Here is a 15,583-nt window from a genome sequence, read left to right on the forward strand (position 1 = left end):
ATTTAGTGATTAATCAATTTCTGGCTGTCTTATGGCGCTGAATAAAAACGAAAAAGAATTTGTTCCACATTGGAACCTTCGCTATATCCCTATTACATATAAAGTTTATCTTTCCAAAAGTTCAATTTGGAGTTGCAAAAAAAATTCAAACCATATATACTATGAATCGTGAACTTCTTCAAAAGCGGTTTGCATGATGGCTACTTAAAGGGTTAGGACCTCTTTGGACTAACTTTCCCCCGTGGTAGTTATCAGAACTTATTTTTAAATCATGGTAAGGGGGAAGCTTAATATGGAAACAGCTTACACTATGGAAACAATGGGTAGACATGTCATTTCTGAACTTTGGGGTTGTGACTTTGAAAAACTGAACAATATCGATTTAATTGAAAAGATTTTTGTTGATGCTGCTTTGAAATCAGGTGCAGAGGTACGAGAAGTTGCCTTTCACAAATTTGCTCCACAAGGGGTCAGCGGGGTCGTCATCATTTCTGAATCACACTTAACGATTCACAGTTTTCCAGAACACGGCTATGCGAGCATTGATGTCTATACATGCGGTAACTTGGATCCGAATATTGCGGCAGATTATATTGCAGAAGCTTTGAATGCGCAAACACGTGAAAACATAGAATTACCACGTGGATTAGGTCCTGTACAAATGAAAAAAGCCAATATAAGTGCCCTATAAAAAACACGTATACACAGAGATGCCATGGGTGCATCTCTTTTTTAATGCAATGAATCGGCAGTCTGCTTCACTTTATAGGAGAGGATTTCCTTGTAGCACAAAGCCCTTGACAACGGTGCTTCAAGCGCAGAACAAAAAGTGCTTGCTGCTGGAAGTTACACTTTTTACTTGTACTGGCCGTTCCTTTTAATATAAGATTAAGATAGAGAAGTAATTCCTTGGGGAACATTTAGATAGGGGAGTCCTACATAAAATACGGAGCTGATAATGATGAAATGCCCATCATGTCAATATAACGGAACAAGAGTGCTCGATTCCAGGCCAGTCGATGAAAGTAAATCGATTCGACGACGCCGTGAATGTGAGGCATGTGGTTTTCGATTCACGACATTTGAAAAGGTGGAGGAAACACCGCTTATTGTAGTGAAAAAGGGCGGGACACGGGAAGAGTTCAGTCGTGATAAAATCCTGCGTGGCTTAATCAGGGCTTGCGAAAAACGTCCGGTTCCCTTGAAAGAACTAGAGCAAATCACCAGTTATGTAGAAAAAGAACTACGCAACCAGGGCATATCGGAAGTGAAAAGCGACAGTGTCGGCGAAATGGTAATGGACAAGCTGGCAGAAGTCGATGAGGTTGCCTATGTAAGGTTCGCATCCGTCTATCGGCAATTTAAAGATATCAATGTCTTTATTGATGAATTGAAAGATTTAATAAATAAAGAAAGAAAGTAGAGCTGAAGATTTACTTTGGCTCTTTTTTCACTACATCTTTTGAAAGGTTTGAATGGAGATGTCAATGCATTGGCAAGAATTGCTCCCAGCGGATTCATATTTGGTCTCATCTGCGGGGCTGCTTCATGACTATGATCGGAAAATACTTACCCGACTATATCAACCTCTTATTGGACCTATCTGCATAAGCCTATATATGACGTTATGGAGTGAGTTGGAGGAAAACAGGCTATGGTCGGAAACCTCCTCGCATTATCAATTAATGAATACGATCGGCCTTAAGTTAAGTGATATTTACGAAGCACGCCTTTTGCTTGAAGGAATCGGCCTGTTGAATGTATATAAGAAATCGAAAAATGAAACGAAGGAATTTATCTATGAGTTAAATCCTCCGCTTTCCCCCCAGCAGTTTTTCACGGATGGAATGCTGAATATATACTTATACAAAAAAATCGGTAAAGCGCAATTCAATCGGTTAAAAAGATTCTTTTGTGATGACCATATCTTAACCGATCAATATGAAGGTGTGACTAAATCTTTTGCGGAAGTATTCTCATCAGATCATTTGGACTCTTTATATGTAACGGATGAAGCGAAAAACGAATGGAAACCGATGCCTGAACAGCAATTCATCGATCGGACGGAAGGCGTCGAGCCATCGGGATTTGACGACTTATTCGATTTTGACCTTTTATTTGCCGGGATGAAATCCTCGATCGTACCGAAAAAGGCCTTTACCCCGAAAATAAAAAGTACGATTGCCAAACTTGCTTTTTTATATGGCATTGATCCGCTGGAAATGCAAAAACTAGTAATGGATGCCGTTTCTTTGGATGATGAGATCGATGAGGAAGTGCTTAGAAAGGCGGCAAGGGACTGGTATCAGATCGAACGGCAGGCTGATATGCCTTCCCTTGTCAATCGAGTGCAGCCGATTCGTGAACGGACACAAAAAGAAGAACCGAAAACACAGGAACAAGAGTTAATCCGTCATTTGGAGACGATTTCTCCAAGGGAGCGGCTGATGCAATTGTCTGGCGGTGCAGAGCCATCAAGCGGTGATTTGAAAGTGGTTGAGGGCGTGATGATCAATCAAAAGCTGAATCCGGGTGTCGTCAATGTCTTGATTGAATATGTCATGCTCAAAACGGATATGAAGTTTACGAAGGGTTATGTGGAAAAGCTGGCGGGCCATTGGGCGCGGCTAAAGGTCTCTACGGTCGTCGAGGCGATGGAACTAGCTAAAAATGAACATAGGAAATATCAGGACTGGGCTCAAGGAAGCAGGAATGCTAAGGGCAGCCGGAAAAAGGCGATACGGGAAGAAGTCGTTCCGGAGTGGCTTGAGAAAAAAGAAGAAGCACAGCAGGAGCAGAATGCAGATCAGCCTGAATTGAACGCCCAGAAACGCGAGCTTCAGGAGATATGGAAGCAGTGGAAAGCAGGAGGTGAAATGAACGATGGAAAAGATTAATAGATCCCTTAATAAATTGGCCAATACAAACCAATTTCAACAGCGTTATGAAAAGCTGAAACAGGAGATTTTTGAAGATGAACAAGTGCGGTTATTTTTGAATGCCAACAGTTCGACGGTCACGAAGGAAATGATTGATAAAAATTTGGGGAAGCTTTATGAGTTCACTTCACAAAGCAATAAGTGTGATAAATGTCCGAACTTGGATGGCTGCATCAATATGATGCAAGGGTATTATCCCAAATTGGTGGTTCAAGGGAAGGCCCTGAACCTGCATTATGAAATCTGCCCGCGGAAATTGGCAGAGGATGAAAAGCGGAAACGGGAAAAATTGATCCGCAGCCTATATGTACCGAAGGATATATTAAAAGCGACCATAGAGGACTTTACCCAAACGGATAATGAAAACAAACGCTTGGGTGTTTTAAGTAAGGCTATGTCGTTCATTATGGAATATGAGCCAGGTAAAAGGCAAAAAGGCTTATATATATATGGGAAATTCGGAGTTGGGAAAACGTACTTATTAGGTGCGATTGCCAATGAACTTGCAGAAAGGCAAATTTCCTCCCTTATTGTCTATGTCCCTGACTACTTGAGGGAACTTAAGGGATCGATAGGTGATAATACGGTCAATGAAAAAATTGAGATGGTGAAAACAGCACCTGTCCTCATGCTGGATGATATTGGAGCGGAGTCCATGACGAGCTGGGGACGCGATGAGGTTTTTGGTCCGATTTTGCAATTTAGGATGCTGGAAAACCTACCGACGTTTTTCACTTCGAATTTTGACTTGAATGGCCTGGAGAACCACCTAACCTTTTCACAGCGTGGTGAGAAGGAAGAAGTGAAGGCGGCCAGAGTTCTGGAAAGAATTCAATATTTAGCGGAGCCGGTCAAGCTTGATGGCGTGAATCGGAGAAGATGAAGAAAAGTGGTCTCTTAATGGAGGTCACTTTTTTCTTCTTACAAGGCCCATCCTACTTCTAAACACGTCCCCATCCCCATATACATGAAAAAAGAAGTAAGGGGGAAGGGGGGATGTCGTAGTGCAAATTTCGTTTCAAAACGATTCAGAGGCATTGAAATTACTGAATTTCGTTTCTGTCCATCCACTGGGGGCAGAATTTCAAGCATACATTCGATTTCTTCCGCAACAAGGCATGCATGTGGATATGACGAAGTCTTCAGGTGATAAATGGCTAATTCTGCTTCGTGATGCATTTCATTCTTTTTTATTGGAAGAAAAGACGCTTCCTGTTCTGGAGCAAATAATAGTCGGTAAATTTTTTTATAGGGAACGGGAAGAAATTGAAGCCATCATTGAAATTGCATCATCGATCATCGAGGTGGAAAGAGCCAGGAACCAAGATGAAGCATTCAGTACGGAAAAACGATTGATTGAGGAAGGACTTCAAAGCATCTTGGCTGGAAAGGTATCTTTTTCATTCGATTCTTTTACGACCTTCCGTTTGAAATCATTTCAGCACACTTTGGAAAAGTATGTCGTCAAGGCGATTGATGAATACAAGCTGGAACAGGACTATCAAAATTTCATTGCTACGCTCCGTGATTGCCTTCATGGGCAGGAATCGAAATTAAGAAAGCTTCACCTGGTCAACCGGGATGGTTTTCATTTCTATGATCATAAATTCAGCAAACTCGACCGTCCAAAAATCAATGGTATGATCGACAGGAGGCTTCTTGTCAAAAGTTCACTTTTTCTCGATACGGTGATACTTGCCCCGCTTTTATCGATTGCTCCTGAAAACTTGTGTATCTATACCGATGACAAGGAAGAGGGGCTGATCCAGACCATTTCAAGGATTTTCGAAGAACGGGCGACTATCCTGCCACTTTCGTCATTTTCCATGCATTTGAATGATCTTTCATGGAAAAAAGAAAATTAACCTTGATTTTCACCGTATAACAAATTATAATTTCCTACATACTATTAAAAAACTAAAAGTTATGATGAGGACAAGGGTATTCTAGTCGCCGATTATCAGAGAGGGAAGCCAACAGGCTGTAAGCTTCCTATTCGCATGGAACACTTACCACCTTTAAACTTCGGCTCGGAAAGCAGGCATTCTGCGAATATGAGCTGACGGGAAGCTGCCGTTACCAAGTTACAAGTGCCATTTTGCCGTGAAAAGCAAGCTGGAACGAGGGTGGAACCGCGGGTTAATGATATATAATACTAAGCTCGTCCCTGTTTTATACAGGGGCGGGCTTTTTGTGTTGTAATGGAATCAAAAACCTGTAATTTGTTTGAACAATAAAAAGGAGTGAAACTGAATGTCAGAATTACTGAAAATATCTTTTCCTGACGGAGCGGTTAAGGAGTTTGCTAAAGGCACAACAACTGAAGACATCGCTGCATCAATCAGTCCAGGTTTAAGGAAAAAATCCATTGCCGGAAAATTCAATGGTGAATTATATGATTTGAAACGCCCGATTGAACAAGATGGTACAATCGAAATCGTCACACAGGACGCAGCGGATGCTCTTAAAGTATTGCGTCACAGTACAGCGCACTTGATGGCACAAGCGATCAAACGCTTGTACAAAAACGCTAAATTCGGCGTAGGGCCAGTCATCGAGGGCGGCTTTTACTATGATATGGATATGGAGGAATCATTGACTCCAGAAGACCTTCCATTGATTGAAAAAGAAATGAAGAAAATCGTCAACGAAAACTTGGAAATTTCCCGCATCGAAGTGAGCCGTGATGAAGCGATTTCCCGTTTTAAAGAAATCGGCGACGAGTATAAATTGGAGTTGATCGATGCGATTCCTGCCGATCAGCAGGTAACGCTTTATGAGCAGGGTGAATTCTTTGACCTTTGCCGTGGAATTCATGTTCCCTCAACGGGGAAAATCAAAGAATTCAAGCTATTGAGCATCGCTGGGGCATACTGGAGAGGCGATAGCAAAAACAAAATGCTTCAACGCATTTACGGTACCGCTTTCTATAAAAAAGAAGAGTTAGCCGAACACCTGCGTTTCCTTGAAGAAGCCAAGGAACGTGACCATCGTAAAATCGGCAAAGAATTGAACTTGTTCATGAGCTCACAGAAAGTGGGGCAAGGGCTGCCGATGTGGTTGCCAAAAGGTGCGACCATCCGCCGGACAATCGAAAGGTATATCGTGGACAAGGAAGAACGTTTGGGTTATGACCATGTCTACACACCTGTAATGGGAAGCGTGGACCTTTATAAAACATCTGGTCACTGGGATCATTACCAGGACGGCATGTTCCCTGTCATGGAGATGGAAAACGAACAGCTTGTACTGCGTCCGATGAACTGTCCGCATCACATGATGGTCTATAAAAACAGTATCCATAGCTACCGCGAACTGCCAATCCGGATTGCCGAGCTAGGCTTGATGCACCGCTATGAAATGTCAGGTGCCCTTTCCGGCCTTCAGCGAGTACGTGGGATGACTTTGAATGATGCGCACATTTTCGTCCGTCCCGACCAAATCAAAGAAGAGTTCAAGCGCGTTGTGAACCTGGTTCTGGAAGTATATAAAGATTTCGATATCAAGGATTATTCATTCCGTCTGTCTTATCGCGATCCTCAGGATACAGAAAAATACTTCGATGATGATGCCATGTGGGAAAAAGCACAAAGCATGTTAAAAGACGCCATGGATGAACTAGGTCTGGATTACTTTGAAGCGGAAGGTGAAGCGGCATTCTACGGTCCTAAGCTTGATGTTCAGGTGCGTACTGCCTTAGGGAAAGATGAAACGCTTTCCACTGTTCAGCTTGATTTCTTGCTTCCTGAACGTTTTGATCTTAATTACGTCGGAGAGGACGGCAAGCAGCACCGTCCGGTTGTTATCCACCGCGGCGTCGTTTCCACAATGGAACGATTTGTCGCTTACTTGATCGAAGAATATAAGGGGGCATTCCCGACTTGGCTTGCACCTATCCAAGCACAAGTGATCCCGGTTTCACCTGAAGTGCACTTGGATTATGCGAAAGAAGTACAGGAAAAACTTAAAGCGCAAGGCATTCGTGTCGATCTGGATACACGTGACGAGAAAATCGGTTATAAAATCCGTGAAGCGCAAATGCAAAAAATCCCGTACATGCTGGTTGTTGGAGACAATGAAGCCAAAGAAGGCAGCGTGAATGTACGTAAATACGGTGAACAAAAATCCGAAACGATCGCTTTTGAAGATTTCGTTTCAGCGATTAAGGCGGAAGTAAGCCGTTAACAGCAAAAAGAGGGGCACATATAGTTGTGTCCCTCTTTTTAATTAAGGCATGATAAAATGAAACCATCATGTGAAAATATGTACAGCAACGAAAAGGAGGGTCAGCATGAAAAAGAAATTTTCTTATCTATTCGGACCGACATTCCTTGTCATCATCATCTTATTGTTATTGGATGATTATCGACAATATGCCATTGTCCCGGTCCTGCTTTTTTGGATAGCCCTATTTTCTTGGGACAGCATTGAGAAAAAGAAAAAGGCGAAAGAAAACTCTTAACATTTGATGGCTTCGATCAGTATGGACTGTAACCAAAGGGGGAGTGGGGATAAATGGAGATTAGAAAGGCTTCAAGGGAAGACGCGGGTAACTTGGCTGCTCTGTTCAATCATGTTGAAGATTCCGGATATATGCTGTTCAATCCTGGGGAAAGAAAAGTGACCTGGAAACAAATGGAAAAGCAAATGGAGCAAATCGAAAAAAATCCCCTTTCCGTTTTCCTCGTTGCTGCTAGCGGCCATGAGTTGAATGGTTACCTAATCTTATTGGGCAATCAAATGGGCCGAACGAGGCATTCGGCCAAAATCGTCATTGGCATCGCCGGACAGGACAGGGGAAAAGGCATCGGTACGAAGCTATTTCAGAAAATGGAGGAGCATGCACGGACAAGCGGAATGCGGCGCCTTGAATTGTCCGTGATTGCAAACAACGCCCCTGCGCTTTCCTTATATCGAAAGATGGGTTTTGAAAAGGAAGGAATAAAGCGGGAATCACTGTTTTTTGATGGGGAGTATCATGATGAATATTTTTTGTCCAAATTACTTTAAAAAACGTATTGTCAAATAACTGAATGTCTGATAATATTAATTTTGTTGTGAAAAACGAATAAATTAGCATTTGACAAGTCATCAGTGTTTATGATATATTTCTAAAGTGAATTGAATACGTGTTTGAGGAAAAGAAGAAGCACCCGCTTCTCACCTGGTTGACGCAAACAATGCAGTTAACAGGTCATGATTTGATTATTTGGATCTTTCTGAATGAGTCTATCAGTGTGGGTGCAACATGCATCCACACTTTTTTATTATGATTATATCCTGTAAGCGAGTTGTGAGCGTGACCGAATTTATTCAAATATTCGTATTCGCCAATATCTTTGGAGGTGGCTAACTATTAGTAAAGACGCGATGGTAAACGAGGGCATCCGAGCCCGTGAAGTTCGTCTTATTGACCAAAACGGAGAACAACTTGGAATTAAAACGAAATTCGAAGCATTGGAAATTGCCGCTCGTGTAAATCTTGATCTAGTTTTAGTTGCTGCAAATGCAAAGCCTCCGGTAGCCCGGATCATGGACTACGGAAAACACCGCTTCGAGCAGCAAAAGAAAGACAAGGAAGCACGTAAAAATCAAAAAGTCATCAGTCTGAAAGAGGTTCGTTTGAGCCCGACGATTGAAGAGCATGATTTCAATACGAAGCTTCGCAACGGTATTAAATTCCTTGAAAAAGGCGATAAAGTAAAAGCTTCTATCCGATTCAAAGGACGTGCCATTACGCATAAGGAAATTGGTCAACGTGTACTCGTTCGTTTTTCTGAAGCATGTAAAGAAGTGGCTACAATCGAGCAACACCCAAAAATGGACGGGCGCAGCATGTTCATTATCTTAGCACCGAAAAACGAAAAGTAATTGTAAAGTAATTTGTAATGAGGAGGAATACCTTATGCCTAAAATGAAAACTCACCGCGGATCTGCTAAACGTTTCAAAAAGACTGGATCCGGCAAACTTAAGCGTTCTAACGCTTACACAAGCCATTTATTTGCTAACAAATCTACTAAGCAAAAGCGTAAGCTTCGCAAAGCTAGCCTTGTAAGCAAAGGTGACTTCAAACGTATTCGTCATATGCTAGACAACATTAAATAAGTTCGATTTATCGAGTTAAATAGGAGGGAAATAACATGCCACGTGTAAAAGGCGGTACTGTTACTCGCAAACGTCGTAAAAAGGTAATAAAATTAGCTAAAGGTTACTATGGCGCGAAACATATTCTTTTTAAAGTAGCTAACCAACAAGTAATGAAGTCAGGAAACTATGCTTTCCGTGACCGTCGTCAAAAGAAACGTGATTTCCGCAAACTTTGGATCACTCGTATCAACGCTGCAGCACGCATCAACGGTCTTTCTTACAGCCGTTTAATGCATGGCCTAAAGCTTGCTGGTATCGAAGTGAACCGCAAAATGCTTGCTGATCTTGCTGTTGCTGACGAACAAGCTTTTGCTCAATTAGCAACTGCTGCTAAACAACAATTAGACAAATAAGTCTGACTGATACAGCCACTCTCTTTTCAAGAGGGTGGCTTTTTACATATTTAAAGGAGGGAATGAGGATGCAAGGAGTATGGTTCATTGCTGCTTATATGATCATCACAAACATCATCGGGTTTGCCTTAATGGGAATCGACAAAAGGAAAGCGCGTAATGGGGAGTACCGGATCAGCGAAAAGACACTTTGGTTTTGGGCGGTCATAGGCGGAGGGACTGGGACCTTTTTGGGGATGAAGCAATTCCGCCATAAGACGAAGCATGCCGCTTTTAAGTGGGGCCTGCCTATATTGATGATTCTTCAGATAGCCTTATTGATTAAGATATTCATTCAATTGTAATATGTAGCCCGTATAATGTATATGCTTGTAGAAGCAGCAAAGAGTAGCTGGAGGGAGAGCATGAATGATAAACTGACACTTGTGATGAGCTACGTTCAATCAGGAAGCGTGTTTGCACCGTTGATTTTTATCACCTTTCATTTATTAAGGCAATTTTTATTCATTCCGGTCATAGTGGTTTGCATGTCTGGAGGAGTATTATTCGGGGCAGCTTTTGGAACCATCTATTCGGTAATCGGTTTGACCTTGTCCAGTATGGCCTTTTATTTCGTGATAGGCAAATTTCCGAAAACAAAGGATAGGCTGCTGCGGCTTAAGAATAAGCTGTTTGGAAACCGAAAGCTAAACAGCAGGCAAATTGCTGTATTGAGGCTAATACCATTCATACACTTTTACTTACTGTCTCTTTGCTTATTGGAATCCAATAAAGGGCTGAAAAATTATTTTTATCTATCCTTCATGACCAATCTCCCTGTAGCATTCGTATACACGGTTTTTGGCCACTATATTGCAGATTTCAGTCCAACGCTGATCGTCATTATTTTATTATCCTTAACCTTATTGCTATATTTATTGAGAGAGAAGCAGACGGTCGTCCCCTGGAAGGAATTTTTTCGTTCAGATGATTAATACAGAGCCTTGAGTCCATTTTTCTCAAGGCTCTTCATTACGCGTGATTTTTTTCATTTTTGTAAAAACTCCTTAACCGGGCTCTTCCAATCGATAACGGCTTCCGGATATTGTTTTTTAATGGCTGCCTCGATTTTTAAGAAGTCATTTCGCTTCAAGCCTTTCAGTCCGGCCACTTTTTTAGGCCATATGAAGATGGAGATGACCTCGAAGGAGCGTTCCGTCGTCCCTAAATACTTTTCCCCTTCAAACATCACCCCGTTGTACGTCAATAAAAAATTCTTTCGTATATTGGCTGTATCGTCGAGCAGAAAGAACTTTTTCTGTTCATGTGCCAGCTCTAATTTTCTTTTCGGATTAAATAGGTATTTTATGACTGTATATATTAAGAAAATGATGAGAGCCAAAAGAATGAACCGCATGATCAATACCATGGAGCTACCTCCTTAAACAGAGTGATTCCCTTCATTTACGTATGGGTTTTTAATAAGTTTCATTTATTTGATATAATTTAGGGGAAGACGATGGAAAGAAGTGATGAAAATGAACATAGGTAAATTAATGGAAATGCAGGCAGCTTTGGATGAGCATATACAAACAAAGCATGATTTGGGTGCTGAAGACTTGGTGGAACGGAAGATACTCGCTCTTTTAGTGGAGCTTGGAGAGCTTGCCAATGAAACAAGATGTTTTAAATTCTGGAGTCTTAAAGGCCCCTCTGATAAGGAAACGATTTTGGCTGAATACGTGGATGGCATTCATTTCATTTTGTCACTCGGGATTGAACGGGGATTTGTACCGGAAGTTCCATCTGCCCTCAAAATGCATCAGGAGGATTTGACGGTTCAATTTACTGCTATTTACGGCTACATCAGTGAATTTCGGACACAGTTGACAGAGTCATCTTTCCAAAAGGTTTTTGCTGCGTATTTACATTTAGGGGAGTTGCTTGGATTTTCGGCAGTGGATGTGGAAAAAGCATATGTAAGCAAAAATGAAGTGAACTACGAAAGGCAAAAGCAAGGCTATTGATTGCTGATTGTTTATGCAATCGATTTTCTGTATAATTATTCTTGTAATGTAATTTATAGGGAGGTAAAACGATGGCTCAATTGGATGAAACGTTAAGGATGCTGCGGGATTTAACGGATGCTAAAGGCATTGCAGGAAATGAAAGTGAAGTAAGAAAAGTGATGACCGAATACATAACACCATTTGCGGATGAAATATCGGCAGATGGCCTGGGAAGTTTAATTGCCAAGAAAACGGGTGATGAAAACGGACCGAAAATCGTCGTTACAGGGCATATGGACGAAGTTGGTTTCATGATCACACAGATTGATGATAAAGGATTTTTGCGTTTTCAGCCGGTAGGGGGCTGGTGGTCACAGGTAATGCTGGCCCAGCGCGTTACGATCGTTACAAGTAAAGGTGATATAACTGGCATTATCGGTTCCAAGCCGCCTCATATCCTGTCAGCGGAGGCGCGGAAGAAGCCGATCGATATTAAGGATATGTTTATTGATATTGGTGCATCCAGCAAAGAAGAGGTTAAGGAATGGGGCGTCAAGCCAGGGGATATGGTTGTGCCATATTTTGAATTCACGGTCATGAATAATGAAAAGATGCTGCTCGCCAAAGCCTGGGACAATCGAATTGGCTGTGCAATCGCCATTGATGTGCTTAAACAGCTGAAAGACAGCGACCATCCTAATGTAGTTTATGGAATTGGTGCTGTCCAAGAAGAGGTCGGCCTGCGTGGCTCCAAAACATCCACATTCAAAATTCAGCCGGATATCGGTTTTGCCGTCGATGTCGGCATTGCTGGTGATACACCGGGGGTTTCCGAAAAAGAAGCGATGAGTAAGATGGGGGAAGGCCCGCAAATCGTCATATATGATTCATCGATGGTGGCACATAAGGGATTACGCGATTTCGTCACCGACACGGCTGATGAAATGAATATTCCTTATCAATATGAATCGATTCCAGGCGGCGGAACGGATGCCGGCTCCATTCATTTAACGGCAAATGGTGTTCCCGCACTGGCGATCACGATTGCCACACGCTACATTCATTCACACGCAGCAATGCTTCACCGGGATGATTATGAGAATGCAGTTAAGCTCATTGTCGAAGTGATTAAACGCCTCGATCGTGAAGCGGTTGATCGGATCATTTACGAGTGATATAGTGAAAGTTAATAATGGAGAGGCCTAATCAGGTCCTCTCCATTTTCTTTTTCTTATTTTTACTTATCTTCGACGATTATATAGACCGCTTTGATGGGTCCATGGACGCCGACGACAAGGTCCATTTCGATATCAGCCGAATTACTCGGCCCTGTTATGAAATTGATGCAGGAAGGAACGACTTCGCCCCGGGTAACTTTTGAACGGATGGCCGCAGCTGCCTGGGTCATTCGCGGAACGATGGTGCTTTTTGGAATGATGGAAACATGGCAGGAAGGAAGGAAGCTGATGGAACGGCCGTGGTCCTTGTCGCTGAACAAGACGACGGTCGCTGATTCTGCTAGTGTCATCTCACTGAATGTGATTCCGATGTTAGCACTTTCTGCTTTTTCGATATTTTCTTTCCCTGCTTGGTGATCCCATATATGGACATCTTTTTCCTTTAAGATACCCTCTAACCCATAGTCAAAAAATCGATCGTCCTTAGGGATGATCAAGGGTCCGTTTCCAAGTTCCTCGATCACCTGTTTTAAACAAAGCATCACCTGCTTGGAGTCGGTAACGTGAAACTGGGTATGCACCCGTTTACATTGCTCCTCCAATTCCGCGACAAGATCATTTGGTGTCGCATGTTTCAAAACTTCTTTTTGGGGGGCGTGCTTCCATTCCGGAACGGAGATGCCCTCCGTAATAGGAGCCCTTCCGAGGTTTTTGGTTATATTGTTTAAAAATGTCCCTTCATTATGGATGGTTCCATTCATGATGGTTTCCCTCCCTTTTCCCGATTTTTGAACCAGTCCCGAAAGCTCTCTTTCCCTGGAGCAGGGAACTCGCGGCTTTCTGTCCAAGTTTTGAGTGGTCCCGGTCCTTTCGAGATGATATCCCCCGTTTTAAAAGGTGACATCGCTGATGGGGCCATTTTGGAGCCGAACTTATAAAGCATAGGCGAGGCCGCACCGATAGCGAAGGCCTTCATGGCCATTTTTTCTGAAAATGGCGCCATTTTTTCTTTTTCAACGATGACTTCACGATGCTTCCTCAATAAATCATGGAGAGGAATCTTTACCGGACAAGCATCTGTACAGGCTGCACAAAGAGTGGATGCATATGGCAATTCCTTGAAATCATCATATCCTCCGAGTAAGGGTGAAAGCACAGCACCGATTGGTCCCGGATATATTGAACCATATGAATGACCGCCAACCTGGCGATAGACCGGGCAGACATTTATACAGGCAGCACAGCGGATGCATTGAAGAACGGATTGAAACTCAGTTCCTAAAATGGAGGAGCGTCCATTATCTACGATCACAAGGTGAAATTCCTCGGGTCCGTCTATATCGCCTTCATCACGCGGACCGGTAAGTGCAGTGATGTAACTGGTCAATCTTTGGCCGACAGCGCTTCTTGTCAATAAGCTGACGAGGACTTCGAATTCATCGAATGTAGGCACAAGCCGTTCCATTCCCATCACGGTGATTTGTGTTTTAGGGAGGGCAGTGACCAAATCGGCATTTCCTTCATTCGTCACCAAACCGATCGAGCCCGTTTCCGCAATTGCAAAATTACAGCCGGTTATGCCCACATCGGCGCTTAAGAAATCTTTCCGCAGAATGCCCCGGACATGGGCGGTAAGCTCTTCCGGTTTTTCGGTTTCCGTATATGCAAGCTTTTCTTTAAAAACATCCCTAATCTGCTCTTTATTTTTATGGAGAGCAGGTGCGACGATATGGGAAGGGGGATCATGATCATCCACTTGTAAAATGTATTCACCAAGGTCCGTTTCAACGACATCGATGCCAACTCCTTCAAGAGTTGCATTCAAATTAATCTCTTCCGTGACCATCGATTTTGATTTCACGACCTTTTTGGCATTCTTTTTTAAAATGACATCCTTGATGTATCCGCTTGCTTCTTCAGCCGTTTCAGCGAAGAAGACATGACCGCCCCTTTTCGAGACGTTTTCTGCAAGCTGGTGCAAATAGTAATCAAGGTTACTAAGCACATGCTGCCGGATTTCTTCCCCAAGTGACCGCCAATCCTCCCAGCTTCCCAATTCATCAACGGCAGTCAGCCGCCGCCCGTGTAATCTTTCTTGGGCACTCGATACGGCCAATCGCATAAAATCATTATGTATTCCTTCATCCACCCGGTCTTTAAATTTGGCAGAGCTGGTTTTCATAGCCATAAGTTTTTCCCTCCTCGCTTTCTTTAAATACTATTCAGGACTTCCGCAATATGAAGGACTTTCACCGGTTGCCCCTTCCTTTGGATCCGTCCGCCGATATTCATCAAACATCCTGCATCCCCGCCGATTAAAAAATCGGCCCCGGTATCTTCAATATTGCAGACTTTCTCCTCGACCATTTGCCCGGAAATGTCACCCATCTTGACCGAAAAGGTCCCCCCGAAACCGCAGCAGTTTTGGGCATCCGGAAGTGGTGTCATTTCGAGACCCTTGACATGGCTTAACAAGATGGCAGGTGCTTCCTTCACGTTAAGCAGCCGTGTCATATGGCATGAAGTATGATAAGTGGCCTTTCCCTTAAGGGTCGCCCCGACGTCGGTCACTTTTAAGACATCCACGATGAATTGGGTCAATTCATATGTTTTAGCCGCTAATGATGCCGCTTTCTTCTCCCATTCGGCATCGCCTTTGAATAGGACCGGATATTCTTTGAACATCGCTGCGCAGGAACCGGAAGGGGTTACGATGTATTCAGCATCCGCGAACGTTTTAATCATCTTTTTCATGGCTTCCTTCGATTCCTTCGTATACCCGCTATTATATGCGGGCTGTCCGCAGCATATCTGGGACTCAGGGAAATCGATCTCACAGCCTAATCTCTCGAGTAGCTCCACTGTCGCTTTGCCGACACTGGATTGAAACAAATCCACTAAACATGTTGCAAAGAGAGTAACTTTCAATCTGAACTCCTCCTTTTTCTAATAGGTTAACAGGTCATCTGATGACTAA

Annotated in this window: 19 protein-coding genes and 1 other annotated feature; of the genes, 15 read left to right on the forward strand and 4 right to left on the reverse strand. The window is 43.0% G+C overall.

Going from position 1 to position 15,583, the window contains the following annotated elements; translation table 11 throughout:
• Window positions 1-310 precede the first annotated feature (310 nt).
• From speD to QFZ73_RS18860, 13 genes are all read left to right on the forward strand, one after another.
• Window positions 311-691: an adenosylmethionine decarboxylase gene (speD, locus tag QFZ73_RS18800; protein ID WP_034311443.1), complete on the forward strand. Its 381-nt coding sequence runs from the start codon at window positions 311-313 to the stop codon at window positions 689-691.
• A gap of 270 nt (window positions 692-961) precedes the next feature.
• Window positions 962-1,423: a transcriptional regulator NrdR gene (gene nrdR / locus QFZ73_RS18805; protein WP_034309080.1), complete on the forward strand. Its 462-nt coding sequence runs from the start codon at window positions 962-964 to the stop codon at window positions 1,421-1,423.
• A gap of 64 nt (window positions 1,424-1,487) precedes the next feature.
• On the forward strand, window positions 1,488-2,897 hold the full coding sequence (locus QFZ73_RS18810; protein ID WP_251429214.1) for a replication initiation and membrane attachment family protein: 1,410 nt from the start codon (window positions 1,488-1,490) through the stop codon (window positions 2,895-2,897).
• Window positions 2,884-3,822: a primosomal protein DnaI gene (gene dnaI, locus QFZ73_RS18815; RefSeq protein WP_251429211.1), complete on the forward strand. Its 939-nt coding sequence runs from the start codon at window positions 2,884-2,886 to the stop codon at window positions 3,820-3,822. The genes QFZ73_RS18810 and dnaI overlap by 14 nt, the downstream gene beginning before the upstream one ends.
• 121 nt (window positions 3,823-3,943) lie before the next feature.
• Window positions 3,944-4,804 carry a sporulation protein YtxC gene (gene ytxC, locus QFZ73_RS18820; RefSeq protein ID WP_307269318.1) on the forward strand — a complete coding sequence of 287 codons (861 nt, stop codon included), beginning with the start codon at window positions 3,944-3,946 and terminating at the stop codon, window positions 4,802-4,804.
• 388 nt (window positions 4,805-5,192) lie between these two features.
• Window positions 5,193-7,124 (forward strand): threonine--tRNA ligase, encoded by a 1,932-nt coding sequence (gene thrS / locus QFZ73_RS18825; protein ID WP_307269322.1) that lies wholly within the window; start codon window positions 5,193-5,195, stop codon window positions 7,122-7,124.
• A gap of 106 nt (window positions 7,125-7,230) precedes the next feature.
• Entirely contained in the window at window positions 7,231-7,401 is a 171-nt protein-coding gene (locus QFZ73_RS18830; RefSeq protein ID WP_155726452.1) for a hypothetical protein, read from the forward strand.
• A 53-nt stretch (window positions 7,402-7,454) separates the two neighbouring features.
• On the forward strand, window positions 7,455-7,949 hold the full coding sequence (locus tag QFZ73_RS18835) for a GNAT family N-acetyltransferase (protein ID WP_307269328.1): 495 nt from the start codon (window positions 7,455-7,457) through the stop codon (window positions 7,947-7,949).
• Window positions 7,950-8,074: 125 nt separating this feature from the next.
• Window positions 8,075-8,211, forward strand: a sequence feature (ribosomal protein L20 leader region).
• A 98-nt stretch (window positions 8,212-8,309) separates the two neighbouring features.
• Window positions 8,310-8,810: a translation initiation factor IF-3 gene (gene infC, locus QFZ73_RS18840; RefSeq protein ID WP_034309072.1), complete on the forward strand. Its 501-nt coding sequence runs from the start codon at window positions 8,310-8,312 to the stop codon at window positions 8,808-8,810.
• Between the two features lie 34 nt (window positions 8,811-8,844).
• Window positions 8,845-9,045 carry a 50S ribosomal protein L35 gene (rpmI, locus tag QFZ73_RS18845; RefSeq protein ID WP_034309070.1) on the forward strand — a complete coding sequence of 67 codons (201 nt, stop codon included), beginning with the start codon at window positions 8,845-8,847 and terminating at the stop codon, window positions 9,043-9,045.
• Between the two features lie 35 nt (window positions 9,046-9,080).
• Window positions 9,081-9,440: a 50S ribosomal protein L20 gene (rplT, locus tag QFZ73_RS18850; protein ID WP_034309067.1), complete on the forward strand. Its 360-nt coding sequence runs from the start codon at window positions 9,081-9,083 to the stop codon at window positions 9,438-9,440.
• Window positions 9,441-9,508: 68 nt separating this feature from the next.
• A complete protein-coding gene (locus QFZ73_RS18855; protein ID WP_307269333.1) occupies window positions 9,509-9,784 on the forward strand; it encodes a DUF1294 domain-containing protein in 276 nt (91 codons plus the stop codon).
• Window positions 9,785-9,844: 60 nt separating this feature from the next.
• The gene (locus QFZ73_RS18860; protein WP_101222877.1) at window positions 9,845-10,414 is read left to right on the forward strand and encodes a TVP38/TMEM64 family protein; all 570 of its coding nucleotides are present in this window, start codon (window positions 9,845-9,847) and stop codon (window positions 10,412-10,414) included.
• Window positions 10,415-10,467: 53 nt separating this feature from the next.
• On the opposite strand, the gene QFZ73_RS18865 is transcribed toward QFZ73_RS18860, so the two are convergent.
• Window positions 10,468-10,848 carry a sigma-w pathway protein ysdB gene (locus tag QFZ73_RS18865; protein WP_144480505.1) on the reverse strand — a complete coding sequence of 127 codons (381 nt, stop codon included), beginning with the start codon at window positions 10,846-10,848 and terminating at the stop codon, window positions 10,468-10,470.
• A 109-nt stretch (window positions 10,849-10,957) separates the two neighbouring features.
• On the opposite strand from QFZ73_RS18865, the gene QFZ73_RS18870 reads away from it, so the two are divergent.
• Window positions 10,958-11,446 (forward strand): dUTP diphosphatase, encoded by a 489-nt coding sequence (locus QFZ73_RS18870; RefSeq protein ID WP_251429195.1) that lies wholly within the window; start codon window positions 10,958-10,960, stop codon window positions 11,444-11,446.
• Between the two features lie 71 nt (window positions 11,447-11,517).
• Window positions 11,518-12,603 (forward strand): M42 family metallopeptidase, encoded by a 1,086-nt coding sequence (locus tag QFZ73_RS18875; protein ID WP_251429192.1) that lies wholly within the window; start codon window positions 11,518-11,520, stop codon window positions 12,601-12,603.
• 62 nt (window positions 12,604-12,665) lie between these two features.
• Here the strand turns inward: QFZ73_RS18875 and QFZ73_RS18880 are convergent, their stop codons facing one another.
• The 3 genes from QFZ73_RS18880 to QFZ73_RS18890 are packed head-to-tail and all read right to left on the reverse strand — an operon-like array spanning window position 12,666 to window position 15,534.
• On the reverse strand, window positions 12,666-13,370 hold the full coding sequence (locus QFZ73_RS18880) for a LutC/YkgG family protein (protein WP_307272916.1): 705 nt from the start codon (window positions 13,368-13,370) through the stop codon (window positions 12,666-12,668).
• Entirely contained in the window at window positions 13,364-14,794 is a 1,431-nt protein-coding gene (locus QFZ73_RS18885; RefSeq protein WP_307269345.1) for a LutB/LldF family L-lactate oxidation iron-sulfur protein, read from the reverse strand. The genes QFZ73_RS18880 and QFZ73_RS18885 overlap by 7 nt, the downstream gene beginning before the upstream one ends.
• 23 nt (window positions 14,795-14,817) lie before the next feature.
• Window positions 14,818-15,534, reverse strand: coding sequence for a (Fe-S)-binding protein (locus tag QFZ73_RS18890; protein ID WP_307269350.1), 717 nt, complete (start codon window positions 15,532-15,534; stop codon window positions 14,818-14,820).
• Window positions 15,535-15,583 lie beyond the last annotated feature (49 nt).

The sequence above is a fragment of the Peribacillus sp. V2I11 genome, assembly GCF_030817135.1.
Classification (GTDB): domain Bacteria; phylum Bacillota; class Bacilli; order Bacillales; family DSM-1321; genus Peribacillus; species Peribacillus simplex.

Excerpts from the sequence above, each read along its gene's own strand:
- QFZ73_RS18855 (WP_307269333.1), top strand. The coding sequence starts at position 9,509 with ATGCAAGGAGTATGGTTCATTGCTGCTTATATGATCATCACAAACATC.
- nrdR (WP_034309080.1), top strand. The coding sequence starts at position 962 with ATGAAATGCCCATCATGTCAATATAACGGAACAAGAGTGCTCGATTCC.
- thrS (WP_307269322.1), top strand. The coding sequence starts at position 5,193 with ATGTCAGAATTACTGAAAATATCTTTTCCTGACGGAGCGGTTAAGGAG.
- QFZ73_RS18810 (WP_251429214.1), top strand. The coding sequence starts at position 1,488 with ATGCATTGGCAAGAATTGCTCCCAGCGGATTCATATTTGGTCTCATCT.
- QFZ73_RS18870 (WP_251429195.1), top strand. The coding sequence starts at position 10,958 with ATGAACATAGGTAAATTAATGGAAATGCAGGCAGCTTTGGATGAGCAT.
- QFZ73_RS18885 (WP_307269345.1), bottom strand. The coding sequence starts at position 14,794 with ATGGCTATGAAAACCAGCTCTGCCAAATTTAAAGACCGGGTGGATGAA.
- speD (WP_034311443.1), top strand. The coding sequence starts at position 311 with ATGGAAACAATGGGTAGACATGTCATTTCTGAACTTTGGGGTTGTGAC.
- rplT (WP_034309067.1), top strand. The coding sequence starts at position 9,081 with ATGCCACGTGTAAAAGGCGGTACTGTTACTCGCAAACGTCGTAAAAAG.
- infC (WP_034309072.1), top strand. The coding sequence starts at position 8,310 with ATGGTAAACGAGGGCATCCGAGCCCGTGAAGTTCGTCTTATTGACCAA.
- QFZ73_RS18865 (WP_144480505.1), bottom strand. The coding sequence starts at position 10,848 with ATGGTATTGATCATGCGGTTCATTCTTTTGGCTCTCATCATTTTCTTA.
- rpmI (WP_034309070.1), top strand. The coding sequence starts at position 8,845 with ATGCCTAAAATGAAAACTCACCGCGGATCTGCTAAACGTTTCAAAAAG.
- QFZ73_RS18835 (WP_307269328.1), top strand. The coding sequence starts at position 7,455 with ATGGAGATTAGAAAGGCTTCAAGGGAAGACGCGGGTAACTTGGCTGCT.
- QFZ73_RS18875 (WP_251429192.1), top strand. The coding sequence starts at position 11,518 with ATGGCTCAATTGGATGAAACGTTAAGGATGCTGCGGGATTTAACGGAT.
- dnaI (WP_251429211.1), top strand. The coding sequence starts at position 2,884 with ATGGAAAAGATTAATAGATCCCTTAATAAATTGGCCAATACAAACCAA.
- QFZ73_RS18860 (WP_101222877.1), top strand. The coding sequence starts at position 9,845 with ATGAATGATAAACTGACACTTGTGATGAGCTACGTTCAATCAGGAAGC.
- QFZ73_RS18830 (WP_155726452.1), top strand. The coding sequence starts at position 7,231 with ATGAAAAAGAAATTTTCTTATCTATTCGGACCGACATTCCTTGTCATC.